Consider the following 19,156-nt stretch of genomic DNA (forward strand, 5'->3'; position numbering starts at 1 on the left):
GAATCAGTCCAGTCCGTTATACCGTCTTATCGATGATATATTTCGGTCTTCCCTTGACCTCATCATAGATCTTGGAAATGTAATATCCTATGATTCCAAGGGCCATCATAATAAATGATCCCGTAAAGCACTGAAGTATGATAACCGTTGTAAAACCGTCCTGAGCCTTCCCTTCAAAGAAAGTGATAATAGCTTCAAGACTTGCACCCATACCGACAACAAAAACAATAATTCCAAGGATCGTTACAATCTGCATCGGCGCTGATGTAAAGGAAGTGATATTGGTGAGAGCATATTTGAAAAGAGCTTTGGTGCTCCACTTTGATGTTCCGACTTCCCTCTCTCTGACCTCGTACTCAACCTCTGTGGATTTAAATCCGATCCAGGATGAAAGAGCCCTGAAGAACGCATTCTTTTCACGCATGTTTAGAAGGACGTTCATAGCCTTTCTGTCAAGAAGCTTAAAGTCTGATGCCCTTGACATGTCAAAGCCGACTGAGTTTGACATGATATCATAAAAGCTCCTGGCAGCAAACCTATGCAAACCGCTCTCTTTTCCTCTGTCGCTCTTAACGCCTTCAACTATCTCATAGCCCTGTTCCCAGAGTCTGTACATTTCAACAATCTTCTCCGGTGGGTGTTGCAGATCGCAGTCGATTACTACACAGCACTCTCCCTTTGCCTCGGCAATCCCCGCGAATATCGCTGACTCTTTTCCGAAATTTCTTGAAAAACAAACGCCTCTCACACTTGGAAATGCCTTAGCTTGCTCCTCTATCCTCTCCCAGGTCCTGTCCTTGGATCCGTCATTTACAAAAAGCAGTTCATGTTCTATATTCTCACCGCTTAAAATGCCATCGATCACAGATGCTGTTTGCGGTATTATTTCTTCTTCATTGTATGCAGGTATTATTACTGAAAGCACCCTAAAATACCCCTTTCGTGCTTGATTAAAGTTCTCATGCATTATATCATAGTTTATATGGTATTTCTACAAACACAATGATAGGGGGATCTTACTATGGCGCAAAACGAAATGTTAGCGATGATCCTGGCAGGTGGACGTGGAAGCAGGCTAAAAGACCTAACCACGAAGGTAGCTAAGCCAGCAGTTTTCTATGGGGGAAAGTATCGTATCATTGATTTCCCTTTAAGTAACTGTGCAAACAGTGGCATCGATGTAGTCGGTGTCCTTACACAGTATGAGTCCGTACTTCTTAACAGTTATGTGGCACAGGACGGACGTTGGGGTCTCGACACCAGGGACAGCGGTGTTTATGTCTTAACTCCCCGCGAAAAGGCTGATCAGGGCCTTGATGTTTTCCGCGGAACCGCTGATGCAATCTCACAGAATATCGATTTCATCGATACCTACGATCCGGAGTATCTTCTCATTCTTTCCGGAGATCACATTTACAAGATGAATTATTCCAAGATGCTTGATTATCACAAGCAGATGCACGCTGACGCAACCATTGCTGTCCGCGGTGTACCCATGCGTGAAGCAAGCCGTTTCGGAATCATGAACACAGACAGCAAGGGCAAGATCATAGAATTCGAAGAAAAGCCCGCCAAGCCAAAGAGCAATCTCGCATCAATGGGTATCTATATCTTCAGCTGGAAGCTTCTTCGCAAGATGCTGATTGAGGATATGAAGAATCCCGATTCAGATCATGACTTCGGAAAAGACATTATTCCGAGAATGTTAAATGAAAAGAGAGGTCTTTTCGCATACGAGTTTAAGGGTTATTGGAAGGATGTAGGAACCATCGACTCCCTCTGGGAAGCAAACATGGACCTTCTCGATCCCAAGAATCCGCTCAACCTCAATGACTCATCATGGCTTATCTACACAGAGGATGTATCCACTCTTCCTCAGTACATAGGTAAGGAAGCCAAGATCAAGAAAGCTTACATCACACAGGGTGTTCGCGTAGAGGGAAGCGTTACAAACTCCGTTCTCTTTACGGGAGCAGTCATCGGCAAGGGAGCCAAGGTAGTTGATTCCGTCATCATGCCCGGAGTAGTGATTGAAGAAGGTGCAACGGTCACAAGAGCACTGGTTGCTGAAGATGTTCATATTGGCAAGAAAGCCAAAGTCGGCTCTAAGAACAGCGAGAGCATTGAGCTTGTCGCTAAAAATGTGAAAGGAGGTACAAAGTAATGGCAGTTAAGGCATTTGGTATAGTATCCTCCGCAGATAATTCCATTCATGTAGAGGGTCTTCACGATTACCGCCCCATCGGCGCATTCTCTTTCCTTGGAAGATTTCGTGTTATAGACTTTCCTATTTCAAACATGAGTAACAGTGACATTAACCGTATTCAGGTATATGTTCGTTCAAGGCCGAGATCGATCGCAGAACACGTAGGAAGCGGAAGGCATTACAACATCAACTCAAAGAGAGGTAAGATTCAGCTCCTCTTCTCTCAGAACTCTTCTTCCCGCTCCATTTACAATAACGATATCTCAGCTTATATGGAGAACCTTGATATCATCCAGCGTATGCATCAGGATTATGTTATCATCGCTCCCAGCTACATGGTTTACAAACAGGATTTCAGACAGCTCCTCGATGCACATGTTGCTTCAGGCGCAGACGTTACTCTCCTTTACCACAAGGTTGATAACGCCAGAGAGTACTTCAAGAACTGTCACACTGTTTCCGTAAACAAGCAAAAGGGTGTTCAGTCAATTGACAAGAACCTTGGAACAGCCAATTCAAGAAACATCTTCATGGATACCTACTGCATGAAGAGAGATGTTTTCGTAGAACTGGTCAAGGCAGCTAACTGGATGTCCTCAATGTACACTCTTGCAGATATCGTAAACATTAAGTGCAAGGATATGGATATCAGAGCATTCCAGCACAGAGGCTACTTTGCTACCCTCACAAGTCTTGAAGATTACTTCAATGCTTCCATGGAACTGCTTGACTATGACAAGGCTCATGATCTCTTAAGACCTGAATGGCCTATCTACACAAGAACAACGGATGCATGTCCTACACAGTACTTTGAGAGCGCCAAGGTTACAAATTCCTTTGTAAGTAACGGATGTCTCATCGAAGGAACAATAGATAACTCCATCATCGGACGTAGTGTAACCATTAAGAAGGGAGCTGTTATCAAGAACTCTATCATCATGGCCTACTCCACTATTGAAGAGGGAGTTCACATTGAAAATGCCATCGTTGATAAGTGGGCACACATCATTCACGCCAAGAATATCAGAGGCGAGGCTGATGCTCCGCAGTATATCAAGAGGCAGGATACACTTTAAAAAAGCGACACACAAAAATAAAGCAGCGGGAATGTTATCATTCCCACTGCTTTTTTATTGCTCCATTCGGAGCTCTTTATTTAAGTTTAAACTTACCAACAATCTCTTTAAGTGTTCCGGCGATCTCTTCCTGCTTGCCAGACATGTCGTTTACGTTAGAAACAACATCTGCAGCTGCCATTACGGAGTCGTTTACTCTGCTGGAGAGATCAGCAGTATCCTGTGTGGACTCTGCGATATTCTGGATAGCCTTTGATACTTCTTCCATTGCAGATCTGATATTCTCAACCATCTGAGCAATGTTCTCTGAAGAACCACCGAAGGAATCAGCATCATCACCGTACTGCTTAGCTACATTTACGAAATTGTCATAGTCAGGTGTAACTGTCTCTTTAATGAACTCAAGCAGCTCTCCTGAAGAATTTGAAAGTGTTCCGAAAGCTTCCTGTACGCCATCGATTGTGTCTCTGATCTGTTCAACAGCTTCAGATGTTGAACTTGCAAGCTTATTGATCTCGGAAGCAACTACCGCAAATCCCTTACCTGCATCTCCTGCTCTTGCAGCCTCAATACTTGCATTGAGTGAAAGAAGGTTGATCTGATCAGCAATCTCAGCGATCGTATCTGCAAGAGTTCCGATCTGATCAACAACCTTAGCCTTTTCATTAGCTTCAGCAAGATCAGCTTCTCTCTGCTCCGCAATGCTGATGGCATTGTCATAAGCCTGCTTGGACTGTCTCTCAATATCTCTTGCTCTTGCCTTGATATCTGCAGCCTCAGCGCTGGTCTTCTCAGTCTCTCCTGCCAGCTGATGAACGGATGCATTAACTTCTTCAACAGAAGCATTAACCTCCTCGGTTGCTGCACCGGAGGACATCATAGCATCGTTAACACCTGAGATATTGCCCTGGATACTTGTGAACTGATCCTGAAGTTCGCTTGCCATTGTTGCAAGACCTGATGATGTCTCGGATACCTGCTCGGATCCATCTGAAATCTTGCTGATAACATCACGGTTACTCTCAAACATGTTGTTGAGGGAATCGGACATCTGACCAAGCTCGTCTCCGCTCTTACTCTTGATCTTATTAACTGTAAAGTCTCCGTTTGCAAGAGATCCGGCGAAGGCCTTAACATTGTTGATGCTCTTTGAGATACTCATTACGAATACCCAAATGATAGCTGCGCCTACCAAAAGAGCTATAACGCAGATTACAGAAAGCTTAGCTGTAGCTGCTTTAACAGGCTCTTCCAGCTCATCTATATTCATACGAAGTGCAAGTTTCCAGTTAACGTCAGGGATAGTAACGTATGTCAGAAGGACATTTTTGCCGTTTTCCATAAAGGCGCCCATCTGAGGCGATGAAGAATCCTTGGCCATAAGCTCTGCACCCATAGCTGCAAGAGATGGATTTTCATCGGCTGTAACATTTACACCATTTTCTACTTTTGCAGGGTCAAGGCAGTAAAGGTATGTTCCCTTTGAATCAAAAAGCATAGCTGTTCCGGTCTTACCAACCTGAATACTTGCAACCATATCTTCAATATCGCCAAGAGACATATCTACTGTTACACAGCCAACATATGTGCCATTGTCATAGATTGGTGCAGAACAGCTGGCCATAACGATACCTGATGTAGGATCATAGTATGGATCTGTAATTATTGCCTGTCCCTCTGAAAGGCTTTTAGCATTCAGATAGTATTCCTGATTGAAGTAATCGTATTCTGCATTACTGTAATCATAGGTCTCAACAATCTGCCCACCATCTTTATACCAGTATGGACCCATGTACATTTCTTTTTCATCAAACATATACGGTTCAAACCAGATTCCTGAGCCCAAAACCGTATCATTATTGGTTATGATCTTAGTGATTGTACCCTTGTAGTTATCCATCGTAACAAAACGATAGGATGTTGATATCATCTGCGCGATATCAACGCAGGATGTCTTAATGATCTTGAGCTTGCCATCAACAATATTAGCATTAGCTATTACTGTCTGATTCATTGTGTCGGTGTTTCCTGTCTGAATTGATGCGCTCAACTGATTGGCTGCCACATATGTAAGAAGCACCATTGCAATAGCCATGATAGGCAGAATACAAAGCAGCATCTTGGCACGAAGGCTCATTTTCTTCATCTGTTTACCCCTTTTCTTAATGGAATTGTTTGGAAATTCTTTGAATTGTCAATTTATTAGACATCATAATAATTGTACTATATAGCGCATTCAATATGTTCTTAAAAAAGTATAAAAAGAAATGAATATATAATAAATGCGCGTATTAGAGGATTTTCTTTATCAATTTTTAATAAACGTTTTTGCGTTATTTTCACTGCTGACATGTTAAAATTAGAGTGGTATTAATTCATCAAAAATTAAGGGAGAATAGTATATGAACGCTGAACAGTACAAAAGAGCCACCAATAACAGTTTCTATGTATGTGTTGTAATTCTTGTAAGCGGTCTGGTATTAACAATTATCAAGCTGTTTAGTGCCGGCGTAACCCCCGGACGAATAGCTATCATTATTGCTGCCGGAATTGGTGGTGCTATGGCTGCTATTGGTAATTTCAAATTCCCTACAGTAAAAAGAGGATCAATTCTTTTAATGGGAGGCTCCACTATTTTTTACTTTGTCCTTCTTATTGCTGAAGATAATCTTATATACTTCGCATTCGGCCTTCCGATACTGATATGCTCTATCATCTATTTGAACGTTAAATTATGTAAGTATGGAATAGCTGCTATTACGCTTTCTTTCATAATCACTTGTGTAAAGATTTATATTGCAACTGGTTCTATAGATCAGTCTCTACTGCCGGCTGCCATAACTCTTGCACTGGCATTCATCGCATGTCTTTGCACCGTTACACTTCTGACCATGTTCAATACCGAAAACAATGCAGTCATAAGCGAGAATGCAGACAAGACTCTTCAGGCCGGAAATGCCATGGCTAATATCGCCAATACCATAACTGATCTCTTCAACGAGTCTCAGGAAGATATGAGCACTCTTCAGGAGATCATGGATGCTCAGCACTCAGGTATGCAGGATATCGCAAGCAGCATGGAAAGTACTGCTCAGGCAATAACCAATCAGGCTCAGAAGGTTCAGGAAATTCAGGAAGAAACAGATGCCACAGAACAAAACAGAAAAGAGATGACAAAGGCCTCTGAGAATGCTCAGAGAACTGTACAGGAAGGCGTTCAGGTAATAAGTGAGCTTAAGAATAAGTCACAGGATGTTGCAAGAACCAGTCAGGTAACCGTTGAAACCACTCAGGCTGTTATCAACAAGGTGGAAGAAGTTCAGAAGATTGTCGGCTCCATCATGTCAATTTCAAAGCAGACCAACCTTCTTGCTCTCAATGCAAGTATCGAAGCTGCCAGAGCCGGCGATGCAGGTAAAGGTTTTGCGGTTGTTGCCAATGACGTAAGAGAACTTGCTGCTGAAACAAACACAGCTTCGACTGAGATCACAAATATCATCAATGAGCTTACCGAAGATGTACAGAAAGCCATGGCCAGCATAGATGACACTGTTGCATCTGTATCAGAACAGAACGAAATGATCGAAACCGTAGGCGAAAACTTCGACAGCATCAATGACAACGTAACAGAGATGCTCGATCGCTTCCAGGTAATCGGAGAAGGCATGAAATCCATAGCATCTTCTACTACAGAGATCAATGACAGTATTTCAAATCTATCCGCCACCAGTCAGGAAGTTGCGTCTCTTTCAAATCAGGGCCTAGAGTCCTCAGACAGGGCAGTTGAAAAATTCCAGGCTTTCAAAGGCACTCTGGGACAGATTTTCCAACAGGCCAACAAGCTCAAAGACATGCAGACAAAGGGCTGAGAGGGTTTTATTTCATAAATTTTTCTAAAATTTCACACAAAAGCCTTAACTTGGCATACATAATTACGTTATAATACTCAGTAGCAGGAAATATCTGCTACTGAGTATTTTTACAATTTAAGAAAGGAGGAGAAATGTGTATGACAGCTACATGTGATGCAAAAATGGAAGTAATTGACTGCATTCTTCACGATTGCGAGAATGAGTATTATCCTGATCCTGAAAAAGTAGCTCATATTACCGGTCTGCCACTGGGGGTTGTTTTTGATCTTTTAATCGAACTTAAGAACCAAGGTCGTCTTGGAAAGCGCTGATAATCAGATAGGAGAATCTTATGGAAATCACGCAGCAATATTAAAGGTCCTGTGCTTTGAAAGCTCAGGACCTTTTATTTTGCAATTATTGGCTGTTTTTAGAGCATTTCTACAGGTTCGTGTGTAAAGTCTGCCTTTCCATCCTCATACAGCTTTCTGACGAAATCTATAGCTCTTGAACCCGATTCTTCAATCGGAACATTCTGACTGTAAATATATTTGATATGATCTCCGCTGGTAAGAGCAAAATCAATCTCTGTTCCGGAAATCTGGCCGTCTCCAAAGTCAAGTGGCTTAACTTCCACTTCTTCGACTTCCTTAACAATTCCTTCACCAAAAAGTACTCTCATCGATAACCCTCCTTGCGTTATATAATTGTTAATTTATCATTGCAATTACGTTTAGACCACTAAATACATTTTATCACTGATTGCATAAGGCAATTATTAAAAGAATAAAAAAAGTTGGAGAAATAGCTATAATATGCTATACTAGGCAAGGTGTTACAGAAAATGTAATATTTGTGGCCAAGCCACTTGCGACTATATTTGTTTTAAGGAGTTTTATCATGATCAGAAATAAGAAAATAGCTGCAACAGCTGTTGCAGTTTTGCTGTCATTGTCTGCTTTAACAGGCTGTTCTTCACAGGATAAGAGTGCAGCCAAGGAAGCTGCCGAAGGCTTTATGGAAGCCGTTAAGACCGGAGATACCAACGCCATTAACAATTACTCTTCTTCAGAGGTATCCACAGGTTCTTTCGTAGCTCTTTTCGACAAGAATTATCTAAAAGAAGATCTCACAAGTAAGCTCGGCAATCCGGAGCTGGATGATACAACAGTAGCCAAGCTGGACGAACTGGGAACTATGTACTCCACTCTTATGGAGGAATATCAGATCACAGAGGTTTCGTTAAATGATGATGGAACTGCTACTGCTTACGTCACCATGAAGGCAAGTTTTCCCTATGATGTTATTACCAGTGAGGATACACAGGCCAAATTTACTGCTGCTACCGATGAGTACAACGTCAGCAGTCAGGACGAGCTTTTAAAGATCACAGAGGAACAGGGTCAGGACGCAGCCATAGCCAAGGCTTATAACGATATTATTCTCCTGGCGGTAGATATCTATGAAGAGGCTATAGAGTCTTCTGAACCGGTATCCTATCTCATCGCTCTTAACCTTTCCAAGAACGAAGAAACAGGCACCTGGTATGTGACATCTGTTCAGAGCTATGACAGCTCGATCGCAGGGACAGGAGCTCCTGCAACTGAAACGGACACATCAGCAACAGAGAGTTCTTCCGCAGCTTCATCAGAATCATCTACAGATAATTGAGAAATTTAAGCAAATAAATGGGAGCAGGTTCCTTGAAACCTACTCCCATATTTTTATGCTTTATTACCGGATTACTTGCCGCCTGTGAGCTTGTTGATAATGATCTTACCTGCTCTCTTTGCTGCGTATGGTCCAACAGCCTTGAGCTTATCCTCAGATCTGTACATTGTGCTTGCAGCAGGCATATCACGTGTAAGGTGGATAGCGTCGAATTCACACTTGGTTGTGCAAAGTCCGCATCCGATACAACGGTTCTCATCAACGGTTGTAGCACCACATCCAAGACATCTTGCTGCCTCAGTCTTAACCTGCTCCTCAGTAAGAGTAAGTCTAAGATCATCAAAGGTATCCTTGGCAATTCCGGCTTTCTTGCCCGGAATCTGTCTCTGTGCGTTGTCAAAGCTCTCAACCTTAATATCGTCCTTATCAAGCTCGATGAACTCTCTTCTGTCACGGGCAAGGTCAAGACGGTTTCCTTTATGAACGAAACGGTTGATGGATACGTAGCCTTCTCTTCCACCTGCAATAGCATCAATGGCGAACTTAGCTCCTGTAAATACATCTCCTCCTACGAAGATATCAGGCTCTGCTGTCTGTCTTGTGAGTGCGTCAGCCTTTGCTGTGCCGTTTCTGTTGAGCTCAACCTTTGTTCCCTTAAGAAGGTCTCCCCACTGAACTGACTGTCCGATAGAAAGAAGCAGATTCTCACAAGGAATTGTGATTGTATCGTTCTCATCATACTGAGGGCTGAATCTGTGCTCTGAGTCAAATACTGAAGTACATCTCTTAAATACAACAGCTGTTACATGGCCATTCTCGGAAAGAACTTCCTTAGGTCCCCAGCCGTTCTTAACCTCGATGCCCTCTTCCTTGGCTTCAGCAACCTCGTCCTTGGCTGCAGGCATCTCTTTTTCACTCTCAAGGCAGAGCATTGTAACCTTGCTTGCTCCTGCTCTGACAGCAGTTCTTGCAACGTCGATAGCAACGTTACCGCCACCGATTACTACAGTCTCGCCATTAAGCTTAATGGAGTGATCCTGGTTGATGTTACGAAGGAAATCAACACCGGTCTGAACTCCCTTGGAATCCTCACCGGGAACTCCTGCCATTCTTCCGCCCTGCATACCGATAGCGATGAAGAATGCCTTATAGCCTTCAGCACGAAGCTGCTCGATTGTAATGTCTTTTCCTACTTCTACGCCGCACTTAAACTCAGCGCCCATTTCTTTTATAACATCGATTTCTGCCTCGATGATGTCCTTCTCAAGACGATAGCTTGGAATACCGTTCATAAGCATTCCGCCGGCTCTCTTCTCCTTTTCAAAAACAGTTACAGGATAGCCGTTGAGCCTTAAGTAATAAGCAGCTGAAAGACCTGCCGGACCTCCACCGATTACTGCTACCTTGTACTCATCGCCCCACATACCGCCGTCATGCTTCTCGCAAAGAGGCACATATCTCTTATCTGCCTTAAGGTCAAGAGAAGCGATGAACTTCTTGATCTCATCGATAGCAAGAGGCTGGTCGATGGTTCCTCTTGTACATGCGTCCTCACAACGTCTGTTGCAGACAGCACCACAAACCATAGGGAATGGATTATCCTGTTTGATGAGCTTAAGAGCGTCTTCATATCTGCCCTCTGCAGCCATCTTGATATATCCCTGAACCGAAAGGTGAACAGGACAAGCAGTCTTACAAGGCGCTGTACCTGTGTCATAGCAGTTGATCTTGGCATCGTCACGATAGTTGTAGTTCCACTTGTGAGGTCCCCACTTCTTGTTATCGGGAAGCTCACTCTTAGGATATGTAACCTCTGTGCCGTTCTTCTTGCAAAGCTTCTGACCAAGCTTGGCAGCACCGACAGGACATACCTCTACGCACTTACCGCAGGCAACACACTTTTCCTTCTCAACATGAGCTCTGTAAGCTGATGCTGACATATTAGGTGTGTTAAAGAGCTGTGATGTACGAAGAGCGTTACATACTCCGGGAGCACAGTTACAGATAGCAACAATCTTGCCCTCGCCGTCAATATTTGTGATCTGATGAACATAGCCGTGACGCTCTGCTCTCTCTAAGATCTCATAAACTTCTTCCTTGGTGATATAGTGTCCGATTCCACGGTCATCCATGTACTCGGCCATATCTCCCATACCGATGCAGTAGTCACCACGGATCTCTCCGCTTCCCTCTCCACGCATAGCCTGCTGCTTACGACATGAGCACTCTGAAATACCGTACTTGTCATACATGTCGATCCAGCGTGAAAGATGCTCTACAGGAACTGACTGATTCTCAAGTGAGATAGCCTTCTCAACGGGAATAACGTGCATTCCGATGCCGGCTCCTCCGGGTGGAACAGACTCAGTGATTCCCTGAAGTGGAAGCTGTGTCATAAGGTTAAAGAATGTAGCCATCTCAGGATGCTCATCAGTGATCTTATCCTGCATCATCATAAACTCAGCTGATCCCGGAACGAAAATAGGAAGCTCATACTGAAGGTGCTTATCAGGTGTCTTGGCCCTGTTCTGCTCGATGATACCGATAAATCTGAGGTCGTGAACCATCTTGGTACACTCTTCTTCTGTCATGTTGTTCATCTTAGCAAGCTCAGGAATTGAATAAGGTACACGTGTCTTCTTGAAGTTAAGACAGAACCTTACCTGCTCCTTGTTAAGAACCCGGTCAAGCATCCAGTACTCAGGATCTCTGTTATTGACCTTCTTGGTGATTTTTTTGATCATACGATCAGTAATGAGAGTTGCCAGCTCAAGAACCATTTTTTCCTTTTCAGGATCTTCTGCCACATAGTTCTCGTCCTGCCAAAAGTCATTCTCGTTGATCATAGGATCGCCGATTTTCCATTCAGCCATAGTTTTTGCCATAATCTATCCCCTTTTTCTTAAAATAAAAATTAACATTCTTATCTATCTTATATATTAACATAAAAACCGCGATTTTTCCGCAAAAAAAGGCGATTTTCACCGCCTTTTATGCATTACTTATTCAGTTTCCAAAATGCTCAGTTTTCATCGTAAAGATGGCAGCAAACAACGTGTCCGTTTCCCATATCCTTAGGAGTAGGAGCAACCTCTTTACACTTAGCCATACACTGAGAACATCTTGTATGGAACTTGCAGCCCTTAGGTGGGTTTGCAGGTGAAGGAATATCTCCCTGAAGCAGGATTCTGTCCTTCTTGATATCAGGATCAGGCATTGGAATTGCAGAGAACAATGCCTTTGTATATGGGTGCAGAGGATTTGCAAAGATATCCTCTGTATTACCTGTCTCAACCAGATTTCCAAGATACATTACGCCAATAGTATCGGAAATGTGCTCAACTACAGAAAGGTCATGAGAAATGAACAGATATGTAAGTCCTCTGTCCTCCTGAAGCTGCTTTAACAGGTTGATGATCTGGGCCTGGATAGAAACGTCAAGCGCTGAAACAGGCTCATCACATACAACAAACTCAGGCTTAAGAGCAAGGGCTCTTGCGATACAGATACGCTGTCTCTGTCCGCCGGAGAACTCATGAGGATATCTGTCCTTGTGGTACTCCTGAAGTCCGCACTCCTTCATGATATTGCTGATGTACTCATCATACTCTGATGCTGGTACAAGTCCGTGCTCTCTTACAGCCTCTCCAATGATCTCACCGATAGGAAGTCTTGGTGAAAGAGATGAGTACGGATCCTGGAAGATGATCTGCATCTTGGTTCTGAGCTCGCGGAGCTGCTTCTTATCAAGTGTACTGATATCCTGACCATTGAAGATGATGTCTCCTGAAGTCTTCTCAATAAGTCTTAAGATTGTACGTCCTGTTGTTGACTTACCACAGCCCGACTCTCCAACGAGTCCCATTGTTGTTCCTTTTTTGATGGTAAAAGAAACATCGTCAACAGCCTTAACTTCTCCTGTAACACCTCCAAAGAAGCCGCCCTTAATGGGGAAGTATTTCTTGAGGTTTTTAACTTCTAATATATTTTCCATCAGTTAAGCCCTCCTTCCTCACATCTGTAGCAGGCAACCTCGTGTGTAGGTGATACCTTATAAGTCTTAGGATAAGCGCCGTTACACTTTTCTGTGCACATCTCACATCTATCCTTGAAATAGCAATAATTGGGCATATCAATAGGGTTAGGTACATTACCGGGTATGCTGTAGAGCTTATCTACGTGCTTACCAACCACAGGCTTTGAATTCATAAGTCCGATGGTGTAAGGATGTCTTGGATCCTTGAAGATCTCTGTAGCAGTACCTTTTTCTACTACTCTTCCGGCGTACATAACAACAACGAAATCAGCCATCTCAGCTACAACACCAAGGTCATGGGTGATGAGCATGATAGATGAGTTGATCTTGTCCTTAAGGTCACGCAGAAGGTCAAGGATCTGTGCCTGAATGGTAACGTCAAGAGCTGTTGTAGGCTCATCGGCAATGATAAGCTTAGGATCGCAGGCAAGAGCCATAGCGATCATGACACGCTGTCTCATACCACCTGAAAGCTCATGAGGATACATTTTATAAACACCCTCCTTGTTGGCAATACCAACAAGCTGAAGCATCTCAAGTGTTCTTGCCTTAACATCATCAGCGCTCATATCGGGATTGTGAAGCTTTATTACCTCATCAACCTGATCGCCGATTCTAAATACGGGATTAAGGCTGGTCATAGGCTCCTGGAAGATCATACCCATGGAATTACCACGGAGCTTCTGCATGTATGATGCAGGTGCATTTACTACGTTAATAGCCTTATCTCCGGTGTTGAATCTTATCTCACCCTCGACAGTCTGTCCTGAAGGACGCTGAACCAGCTGCATAAGTGAAAGAGAAGTTACACTCTTTCCGCATCCTGACTCACCAACGATACCTACAGTCTTACCTGTTGGTACCTCGAAGGAAACACCGTCAACAGCCTTAACTGTTCCTATATCTGTAAAGAAGTATGTGTGTACATTATCAAACTCTACACAGTTATCCGGATTCTTCATCTGAGTAACATACTCGCTCTCCGGAATGTTTTTTCTGTTTCTCTTTTTCTCAATTGCTGCAGTGATCTTACGGTTTTCTCTTGAAATCCTTCTCGACTCCCTGGCAGAAATATAATTATCCTTTTTAGCCATCTTTATCACCTCTTCATCTTTGGATCAAACGCATCACGAAGTCCGTCACCTATAAAGTTAAAGGCAAGAACCGTAAGCAGGATGAATACGCCGGCAGGAAGCCAAACAAATACATAATTGCTCATAACGTAAGAATCATTAACCGCGTTGATGATCGATCCCCAGGAAGCTGCAGGATACTTGATACCAAGTCCAAGGAATGAAAGTGTAGCCTCTGCAAGGATAACATCACCAAGTCCCATACTTGCGAATACGATAAGCTGTGGAACTACATTTGGAATAAGGTGCTTAAAGATACGTCTGTAAGTACTGATACCTGTTGCTTCTGCTGCAACCATGAACTCCTGCTCACGAAGAGAAAGGATCTGTCCTCTTACGATACGGGCAATACCAACCCATCCGATAACAGCCATGATAACGCAGAGCATGTAAATACGTGTTGTTGCGCTTGCCTGATAGTAGTCCATGATTGAACCAAGGATCAGGTAAAGAGGCATTGTAGGAATACAGTAAACAACATCTACGATACGCATCAGGAGGTTATCTACCCAGCCTCCGAAGAAGCCTGCGATACCACCGATGATCATTCCGATGAATACCTCAATGAAGATTACAACGAATCCGATAAGAAGTGAGATACGTCCACCGTACATAAGTCTTGCAAGAAGGTCCATGCCATTAGCGTCTGTACCAACCCAGTGCTTAGCTGAAGGTCTTGCGTATGTATCGATAACTCGTGTCTCCTGGAATCTTCTGAAGGTGTACTGTCCGTTCTTGTTCTCGATCCTGTACTCGATCTCGGTTCCGTCTTCATCAGCGAAATTGAAGGAAGTCTGTCCTGCCTCGATTGCAGCCATAGCAGCCTCCTTGTATGCAGGGCTGATGAACACACCTGCATTGGCAGCATTGAAGTTGACATCAGAAACAAGAGCAACTTCTGTAGTGCCATCAGTAATGACATCTCCATCAACGGAATATGTCTTGCCGTCTGCTTCAAAAGACTTCTCTCCATCAGCAACGGCTGTCAGAGCGCCGCAGTAGAATTCGTATGAAAGCTTGGCGTCCTTTTCATAAGTTGTGAAAGACTTCATGGCAGCTACGCCCATCTCTGTTGCTTCATAAACAGATGGCATTGGGTCGCCGTTGTCCTGGAAAACATAAGTCTTACCGTCTTTGTCAACAAAGAAGTTCTCACCTGCTGCTACTGCTTCATCATAAGCAGCATTCTTTTTAAGAAGCATATTTACTTCTTCCAAAGAGAAGATACGATATACACCCTCTCCTACATTTCCAAGCCCTAAAAGTGAACCGTCTCTGGTCTCAAATACGAACTTGTTTGTGGAAGCAGCGATAAGTGTCTTTGAATAAATATCTGATGGAAGCTTTACTCCATCTACCTGATAGATCTGATACTGATCTATAGCTGTTGCTCCGGCATAATCCTTAAGGATCTGCTCTGTTGTATAGAATACCTGACTCTGTGAATAAGGATTTAAAAGACCTCCTATGAATGAGAACAGGAACATAAATACTATAATAACGATACCTACAATAGCGAGTTTGTTTCTGATGAATCTCTTAAAGACCATCATTCCGGGAGAAAGAACTCTGACTCTGTTTGCATCATCAAGGCTCATATCTTTTTTCTCAATATTTTCATTAGCCATTTCTTCTTCCTCCTTTCTTAATTTACTCGTACTCTTGGATCAACAAGAGCATATGTGATATCTGCGATGAGGTTGCCCAGAAGAATAAGGACAGCCATAAATACCATGTAGAACATAACAAAAGGAATATCTCCCTGAGTTACGCACTGATAGAACGTATATCCTATTCCGGGGATCTGATAGAGAGTCTCAGTGATCATAGCACCACCAAAGAGTCCCGGAAGTGATCCGCCGAGAAGTGTAACGATAGGAATAAGTGTGTTCCTGAAGGCATGGTGATTGATAACCTTGTTCTCAGGAAGACCCTTTGCTCTTGCAGTTCTGATGTAATCAGAATTCAGAACCTCGAGCATGTTGGCACGTGTATAACGCATAAGGGATCCGATACTTACAACAACCAGCGTAAGTGTAGGAAGTACCATATGCTTAACCATATCTAAAACTTTTCCCGCATCGGACATAGTCTCATGCATACGGCTTACGATACCGTACAGATCAACCCATCCGAGTCTGATGGAAAAGACATATTTCAAAATTGTCGCAAAGAAAAAGCTCGGCAGTGAAATACCGATGAGTGCAATAACTGTTATTGCGTAGTCTGCAATTGAATACTGTTTTCTTGCTGCTACGATTCCGGCAGGAATAGCAATTAAAATCTCAATAATAAATGCAGCAAGTCCGAGTCCGAATGAATACCAGATAACACTGGAGAACTTCTGAAGAACAGGCTGATTGAAATACCAGGAATCTCCAAAATCCAGTCTAATCGCTTTAGATAGCCATCTGAAGTATCCCTGAACTATGCCGGTATCCAGACCATACTGTGCGTTGAGCTGATCAACCCACTCCTGAAATGACTTTGATCCGGGTCTCTGGGCAAGTGTCATTGCCTGAGTCTCCACGTAAGATGTAGGCATCAGACGCATTATTGTATAAATGATCATAGATACAAAGAATAGAAGAACAACAGATATAAGCAGTCTTCTAATTATAAACTTCTTCATTGTAATGGTGCTCCTTATCTAGTAGAAAAACAAAATCAAATCTTTTGGCGCAGAAATCGCAGTGCACAAACGTGCACTGCGATTTGCCACCAAATATATACTTATTAAAGCATATTAGTTCATAGCAATCTTATGAATCTCGTTGAGATATGTGTAGTATGTTGTCTGATCAGGTGTGATAGTGTCAACATTGATTCTCTCTGTGCTGAAGATGTTGCAATCCTGTCTCTGATATACAGGGATCTCACATGCAAAATCAACAACGAAGTCAAGAGCCTCTTTGTAAAGAGCCTTACGAACTGCCTGATCTGTTACAGTTCTTGCCTCAAGAACGAGCTTATCAAGCTCATCTGAGTAGATTCTGTAATGACCTGCGCTACCACCCTCTGAGTGATAGATCTGGAACATATCAGGATCAAGAGTTGTCTGCCAAGCTGCGCACCAGAGCTCTGCTGTGCCGGCCTCAAGAGCATTCCAAAGGATGGATGTGTCTGAAAGGTCGTTGATCTGAAGATCAAAGCCGATTGTCTTAAGTGACTCAGAAGCTGCTGTAAGGATACCGAATGAAGGGTGATCACCTGATCCGCCGCCACCGATCATTACTTCGTAACCAAGCTTAGCACCTTCAGGAGCTGCTGTAAGCTTGCCGTCTGTTACTGTGTAACCTGCTGCCTCGAAGTAGCCAAGAGCTGCCTCAAGAGCTGCTGCATACTTCTCATCCTCGCTCATTCCTGCTGTGTAGATATCATTTCCGTTAACATCAACAGAGAATGCTACCTTGTAATCAGGATCTGAAGCCTGAGGAGCTGCCCATGATGTGTTAGAAATAGGATAGTTGATAACTGAAGCAGCTTCGCCATAGTAAGAATCAATTGTTACGTCACGGTAAACTGAAATTACAGTTGCGATAGCCTTTCTAAGGTTCTTAGAAGCCTCGCTGCCGTTCTCTCCGCCTACACAAACGTTCTCAGAGTTCATACCGATATAACCGTATCCTCTGTAGTCTGTAAGAACTGTTGTGAGCTTGTCACCAGAGATCTCACCGTTTGAGTTCTCGCCGGCGATCTGCTCAAGAGCTGACTTAGAAGCTGAAGGATCAGAGATATCAACTGTACCCTGAACTACACCGCTCTCCTTATCAGCATTTGATGTAACCTTGAACTGAAGGTTCTTAGTTACAGGAACGCCTTCCCAGTAGTTCTCGTTAGCTGTCATGTAAACGATCTTGTTCTCGAACTTCTCGAACTTGTAAGGGCCTGCTCCCATAGGAGTTGTTGTCTTAGCACGAACGCTTGAAAGGTCACCCTTCTCAAATCCGAACTTGTTGTTGTCATAATCATACTTTGAAGGATCACCATAGTAGTGCATAGGTGATACCATGATTGCGAGCTGGTAAATAGCTGTAGCATCAACCTCTGTAAGAGTAATCTTTACAGTGTGGTCATCAACCTTCTGAATACCCTCAACGTGATCTACAGAATCACCTGTCTCAATAGCAACCTTGTAGTCATCTGAAAGGAAATCAAGGATTCCTGAATCAGCCTGCTCTGTGTCAGAAAGAGTAACTACATCTCCTTCGTAAGATTCCATCATCTCATTCCAGAAATCTTCTGCTGTAGGAGCCTGTCCACCTGCAACATCAAATGTTGTTCCTGTTGCAGCAGTTGTGATTGTTCCGTCCTCGTTATCCTTAGCAAAGCCCCAGTTAGCCATTGCGTTAGCGATGTCTGCCTTAGCAACTGCCTCTGTAGCTGCAAGATAACCCTTAGCTGTGCAGTAGTCTGCGATTGACTGAGCAAACTTTGCACCTGCCTCAGGAAGATCTGTCTCGAAGAACTTCTTCTGCTGATCTTCTGTTACGAATGTGAAGTCTGTGTTATCAGCTCCGCCCTTAACAAGAAGGTTAAAGAGTGTATCTGATCCGCTTCTGTACTCTGCAAGACCCTTAATAGGAAGAGCGTATGTTGAAGCACTTCCGTCGTATGAAGGATCAATGTAAACGTAATATGAGAAGATTACGTCATCAGCTGTGAGCTCCTCACCATCTGAGAACTTAACGCCATCACGAAGCTTGAACTCATAGTCAACTGTTCCGTCAGCGTTCTCTGTTACAACACAATCAGCAATTCCCTGATAGGTGTAATCAGTTCCGTTGTAAGTCTTAGTCTCTCCCTCGATACCGTTGTAGATGAGCTCACCTGCACGGTCATTGCCAAGAAGAGCTACTGATGTGAAATCAGCTACACGCTGATCCGGTACGGATGCAGCAAAGAACTCGCTGAATTTCTCTGAAAAATCATCAGATGCGATTACCAGTGGTGCGTCAGAACCAGATGCTACTTCTTCTGTAGAAGCGGCTTCAGTTGCCTGATCACCGGTGTTTTCTGTTGCCTGCTGTGTATCAGCGCCTGTATTGTCAGATGCGGGCTGCTGTGCGCCACAAGCTGCTGTTCCAAGAACAAGAGATGTAGCAAGAAGTACAGACAACACTTTGTTTCTGTTTTTCATAAACATTCCTCCTTTTGTATTTATTTAAATGCCCCTCATAGAA

14 protein-coding genes are annotated in these 19,156 nt (G+C 43.4%); 5 read left to right on the forward strand and 9 right to left on the reverse strand.

Going from position 1 to position 19,156, the window contains the following annotated elements; all coding sequences use genetic code 11:
• Positions 1–16 precede the first annotated feature (16 nt).
• Positions 17–967 carry a glycosyltransferase family 2 protein gene (locus G589_RS0110665; protein WP_051192323.1) on the reverse strand — a complete coding sequence of 317 codons (951 nt, stop codon included), beginning with the start codon at positions 965–967 and terminating at the stop codon, positions 17–19.
• 54 nt (positions 968–1,021) lie between these two features.
• Between G589_RS0110665 and G589_RS0110670 the strand changes: the two genes are divergently transcribed.
• On the forward strand, positions 1,022–2,164 hold the full coding sequence (locus tag G589_RS0110670; protein WP_026522132.1) for a glucose-1-phosphate adenylyltransferase: 1,143 nt from the start codon (positions 1,022–1,024) through the stop codon (positions 2,162–2,164).
• A complete protein-coding gene (gene glgD, locus G589_RS0110675) occupies positions 2,164–3,282 on the forward strand; it encodes a glucose-1-phosphate adenylyltransferase subunit GlgD (protein WP_026522133.1) in 1,119 nt (372 codons plus the stop codon). The genes G589_RS0110670 and glgD overlap by 1 nt, the downstream gene beginning before the upstream one ends.
• Before the next feature lie 76 nt (positions 3,283–3,358).
• Here glgD and G589_RS0110680 read toward each other — a convergent pair whose 3' ends face one another.
• On the reverse strand, positions 3,359–5,428 hold the full coding sequence (locus G589_RS0110680) for a methyl-accepting chemotaxis protein (protein ID WP_026522134.1): 2,070 nt from the start codon (positions 5,426–5,428) through the stop codon (positions 3,359–3,361).
• A 256-nt stretch (positions 5,429–5,684) separates the two neighbouring features.
• On the opposite strand from G589_RS0110680, the gene G589_RS0110685 reads away from it, so the two are divergent.
• Together G589_RS0110685 and G589_RS21885 are read left to right on the forward strand one after the other, a co-directional pair.
• Complete coding sequence (locus G589_RS0110685) at positions 5,685–7,151, forward strand: methyl-accepting chemotaxis protein (RefSeq protein WP_026522135.1); 1,467 nt, start codon at positions 5,685–5,687, stop codon at positions 7,149–7,151.
• Between the two features lie 140 nt (positions 7,152–7,291).
• The gene (locus tag G589_RS21885; RefSeq protein WP_022768424.1) at positions 7,292–7,465 is read left to right on the forward strand and encodes a hypothetical protein; all 174 of its coding nucleotides are present in this window, start codon (positions 7,292–7,294) and stop codon (positions 7,463–7,465) included.
• A 98-nt stretch (positions 7,466–7,563) separates the two neighbouring features.
• On the opposite strand, the gene G589_RS0110695 is transcribed toward G589_RS21885, so the two are convergent.
• Complete coding sequence (locus tag G589_RS0110695; RefSeq protein ID WP_022768423.1) at positions 7,564–7,815, reverse strand: hypothetical protein; 252 nt, start codon at positions 7,813–7,815, stop codon at positions 7,564–7,566.
• 218 nt (positions 7,816–8,033) lie between these two features.
• Here G589_RS0110695 and G589_RS0110700 point away from each other — a divergent pair, with 218 nt between their 5' ends.
• On the forward strand, positions 8,034–8,804 hold the full coding sequence (locus G589_RS0110700) for a hypothetical protein (RefSeq protein ID WP_026522136.1): 771 nt from the start codon (positions 8,034–8,036) through the stop codon (positions 8,802–8,804).
• Between the two features lie 71 nt (positions 8,805–8,875).
• Here G589_RS0110700 and G589_RS0110705 read toward each other — a convergent pair whose 3' ends face one another.
• The 6 genes from G589_RS0110705 to G589_RS0110730 form a co-directional block, all read right to left on the reverse strand.
• The gene (locus G589_RS0110705) at positions 8,876–11,650 is read right to left on the reverse strand and encodes an FAD-dependent oxidoreductase (protein ID WP_051192329.1); all 2,775 of its coding nucleotides are present in this window, start codon (positions 11,648–11,650) and stop codon (positions 8,876–8,878) included.
• A 176-nt stretch (positions 11,651–11,826) separates the two neighbouring features.
• Complete coding sequence (locus G589_RS19640) at positions 11,827–12,798, reverse strand: ABC transporter ATP-binding protein (protein ID WP_051192324.1); 972 nt, start codon at positions 12,796–12,798, stop codon at positions 11,827–11,829.
• Entirely contained in the window at positions 12,798–13,934 is a 1,137-nt protein-coding gene (locus G589_RS0110715) for an ABC transporter ATP-binding protein (protein ID WP_022768419.1), read from the reverse strand. The genes G589_RS19640 and G589_RS0110715 overlap by 1 nt, the downstream gene beginning before the upstream one ends.
• Before the next feature lie 5 nt (positions 13,935–13,939).
• A complete protein-coding gene (locus G589_RS21655) occupies positions 13,940–15,601 on the reverse strand; it encodes an ABC transporter permease (protein ID WP_026522138.1) in 1,662 nt (553 codons plus the stop codon).
• A gap of 17 nt (positions 15,602–15,618) precedes the next feature.
• On the reverse strand, positions 15,619–16,605 hold the full coding sequence (locus G589_RS0110725) for an ABC transporter permease (RefSeq protein ID WP_022768417.1): 987 nt from the start codon (positions 16,603–16,605) through the stop codon (positions 15,619–15,621).
• Positions 16,606–16,719: 114 nt separating this feature from the next.
• Positions 16,720–19,113, reverse strand: coding sequence for an ABC transporter substrate-binding protein (locus G589_RS0110730; RefSeq protein ID WP_026522139.1), 2,394 nt, complete (start codon positions 19,111–19,113; stop codon positions 16,720–16,722).
• Between the last annotated feature and the right edge of the window lie 43 nt (positions 19,114–19,156).

This window comes from Butyrivibrio sp. VCB2001 (assembly GCF_000423965.1).
GTDB lineage: Bacteria > Bacillota > Clostridia > Lachnospirales > Lachnospiraceae > Butyrivibrio.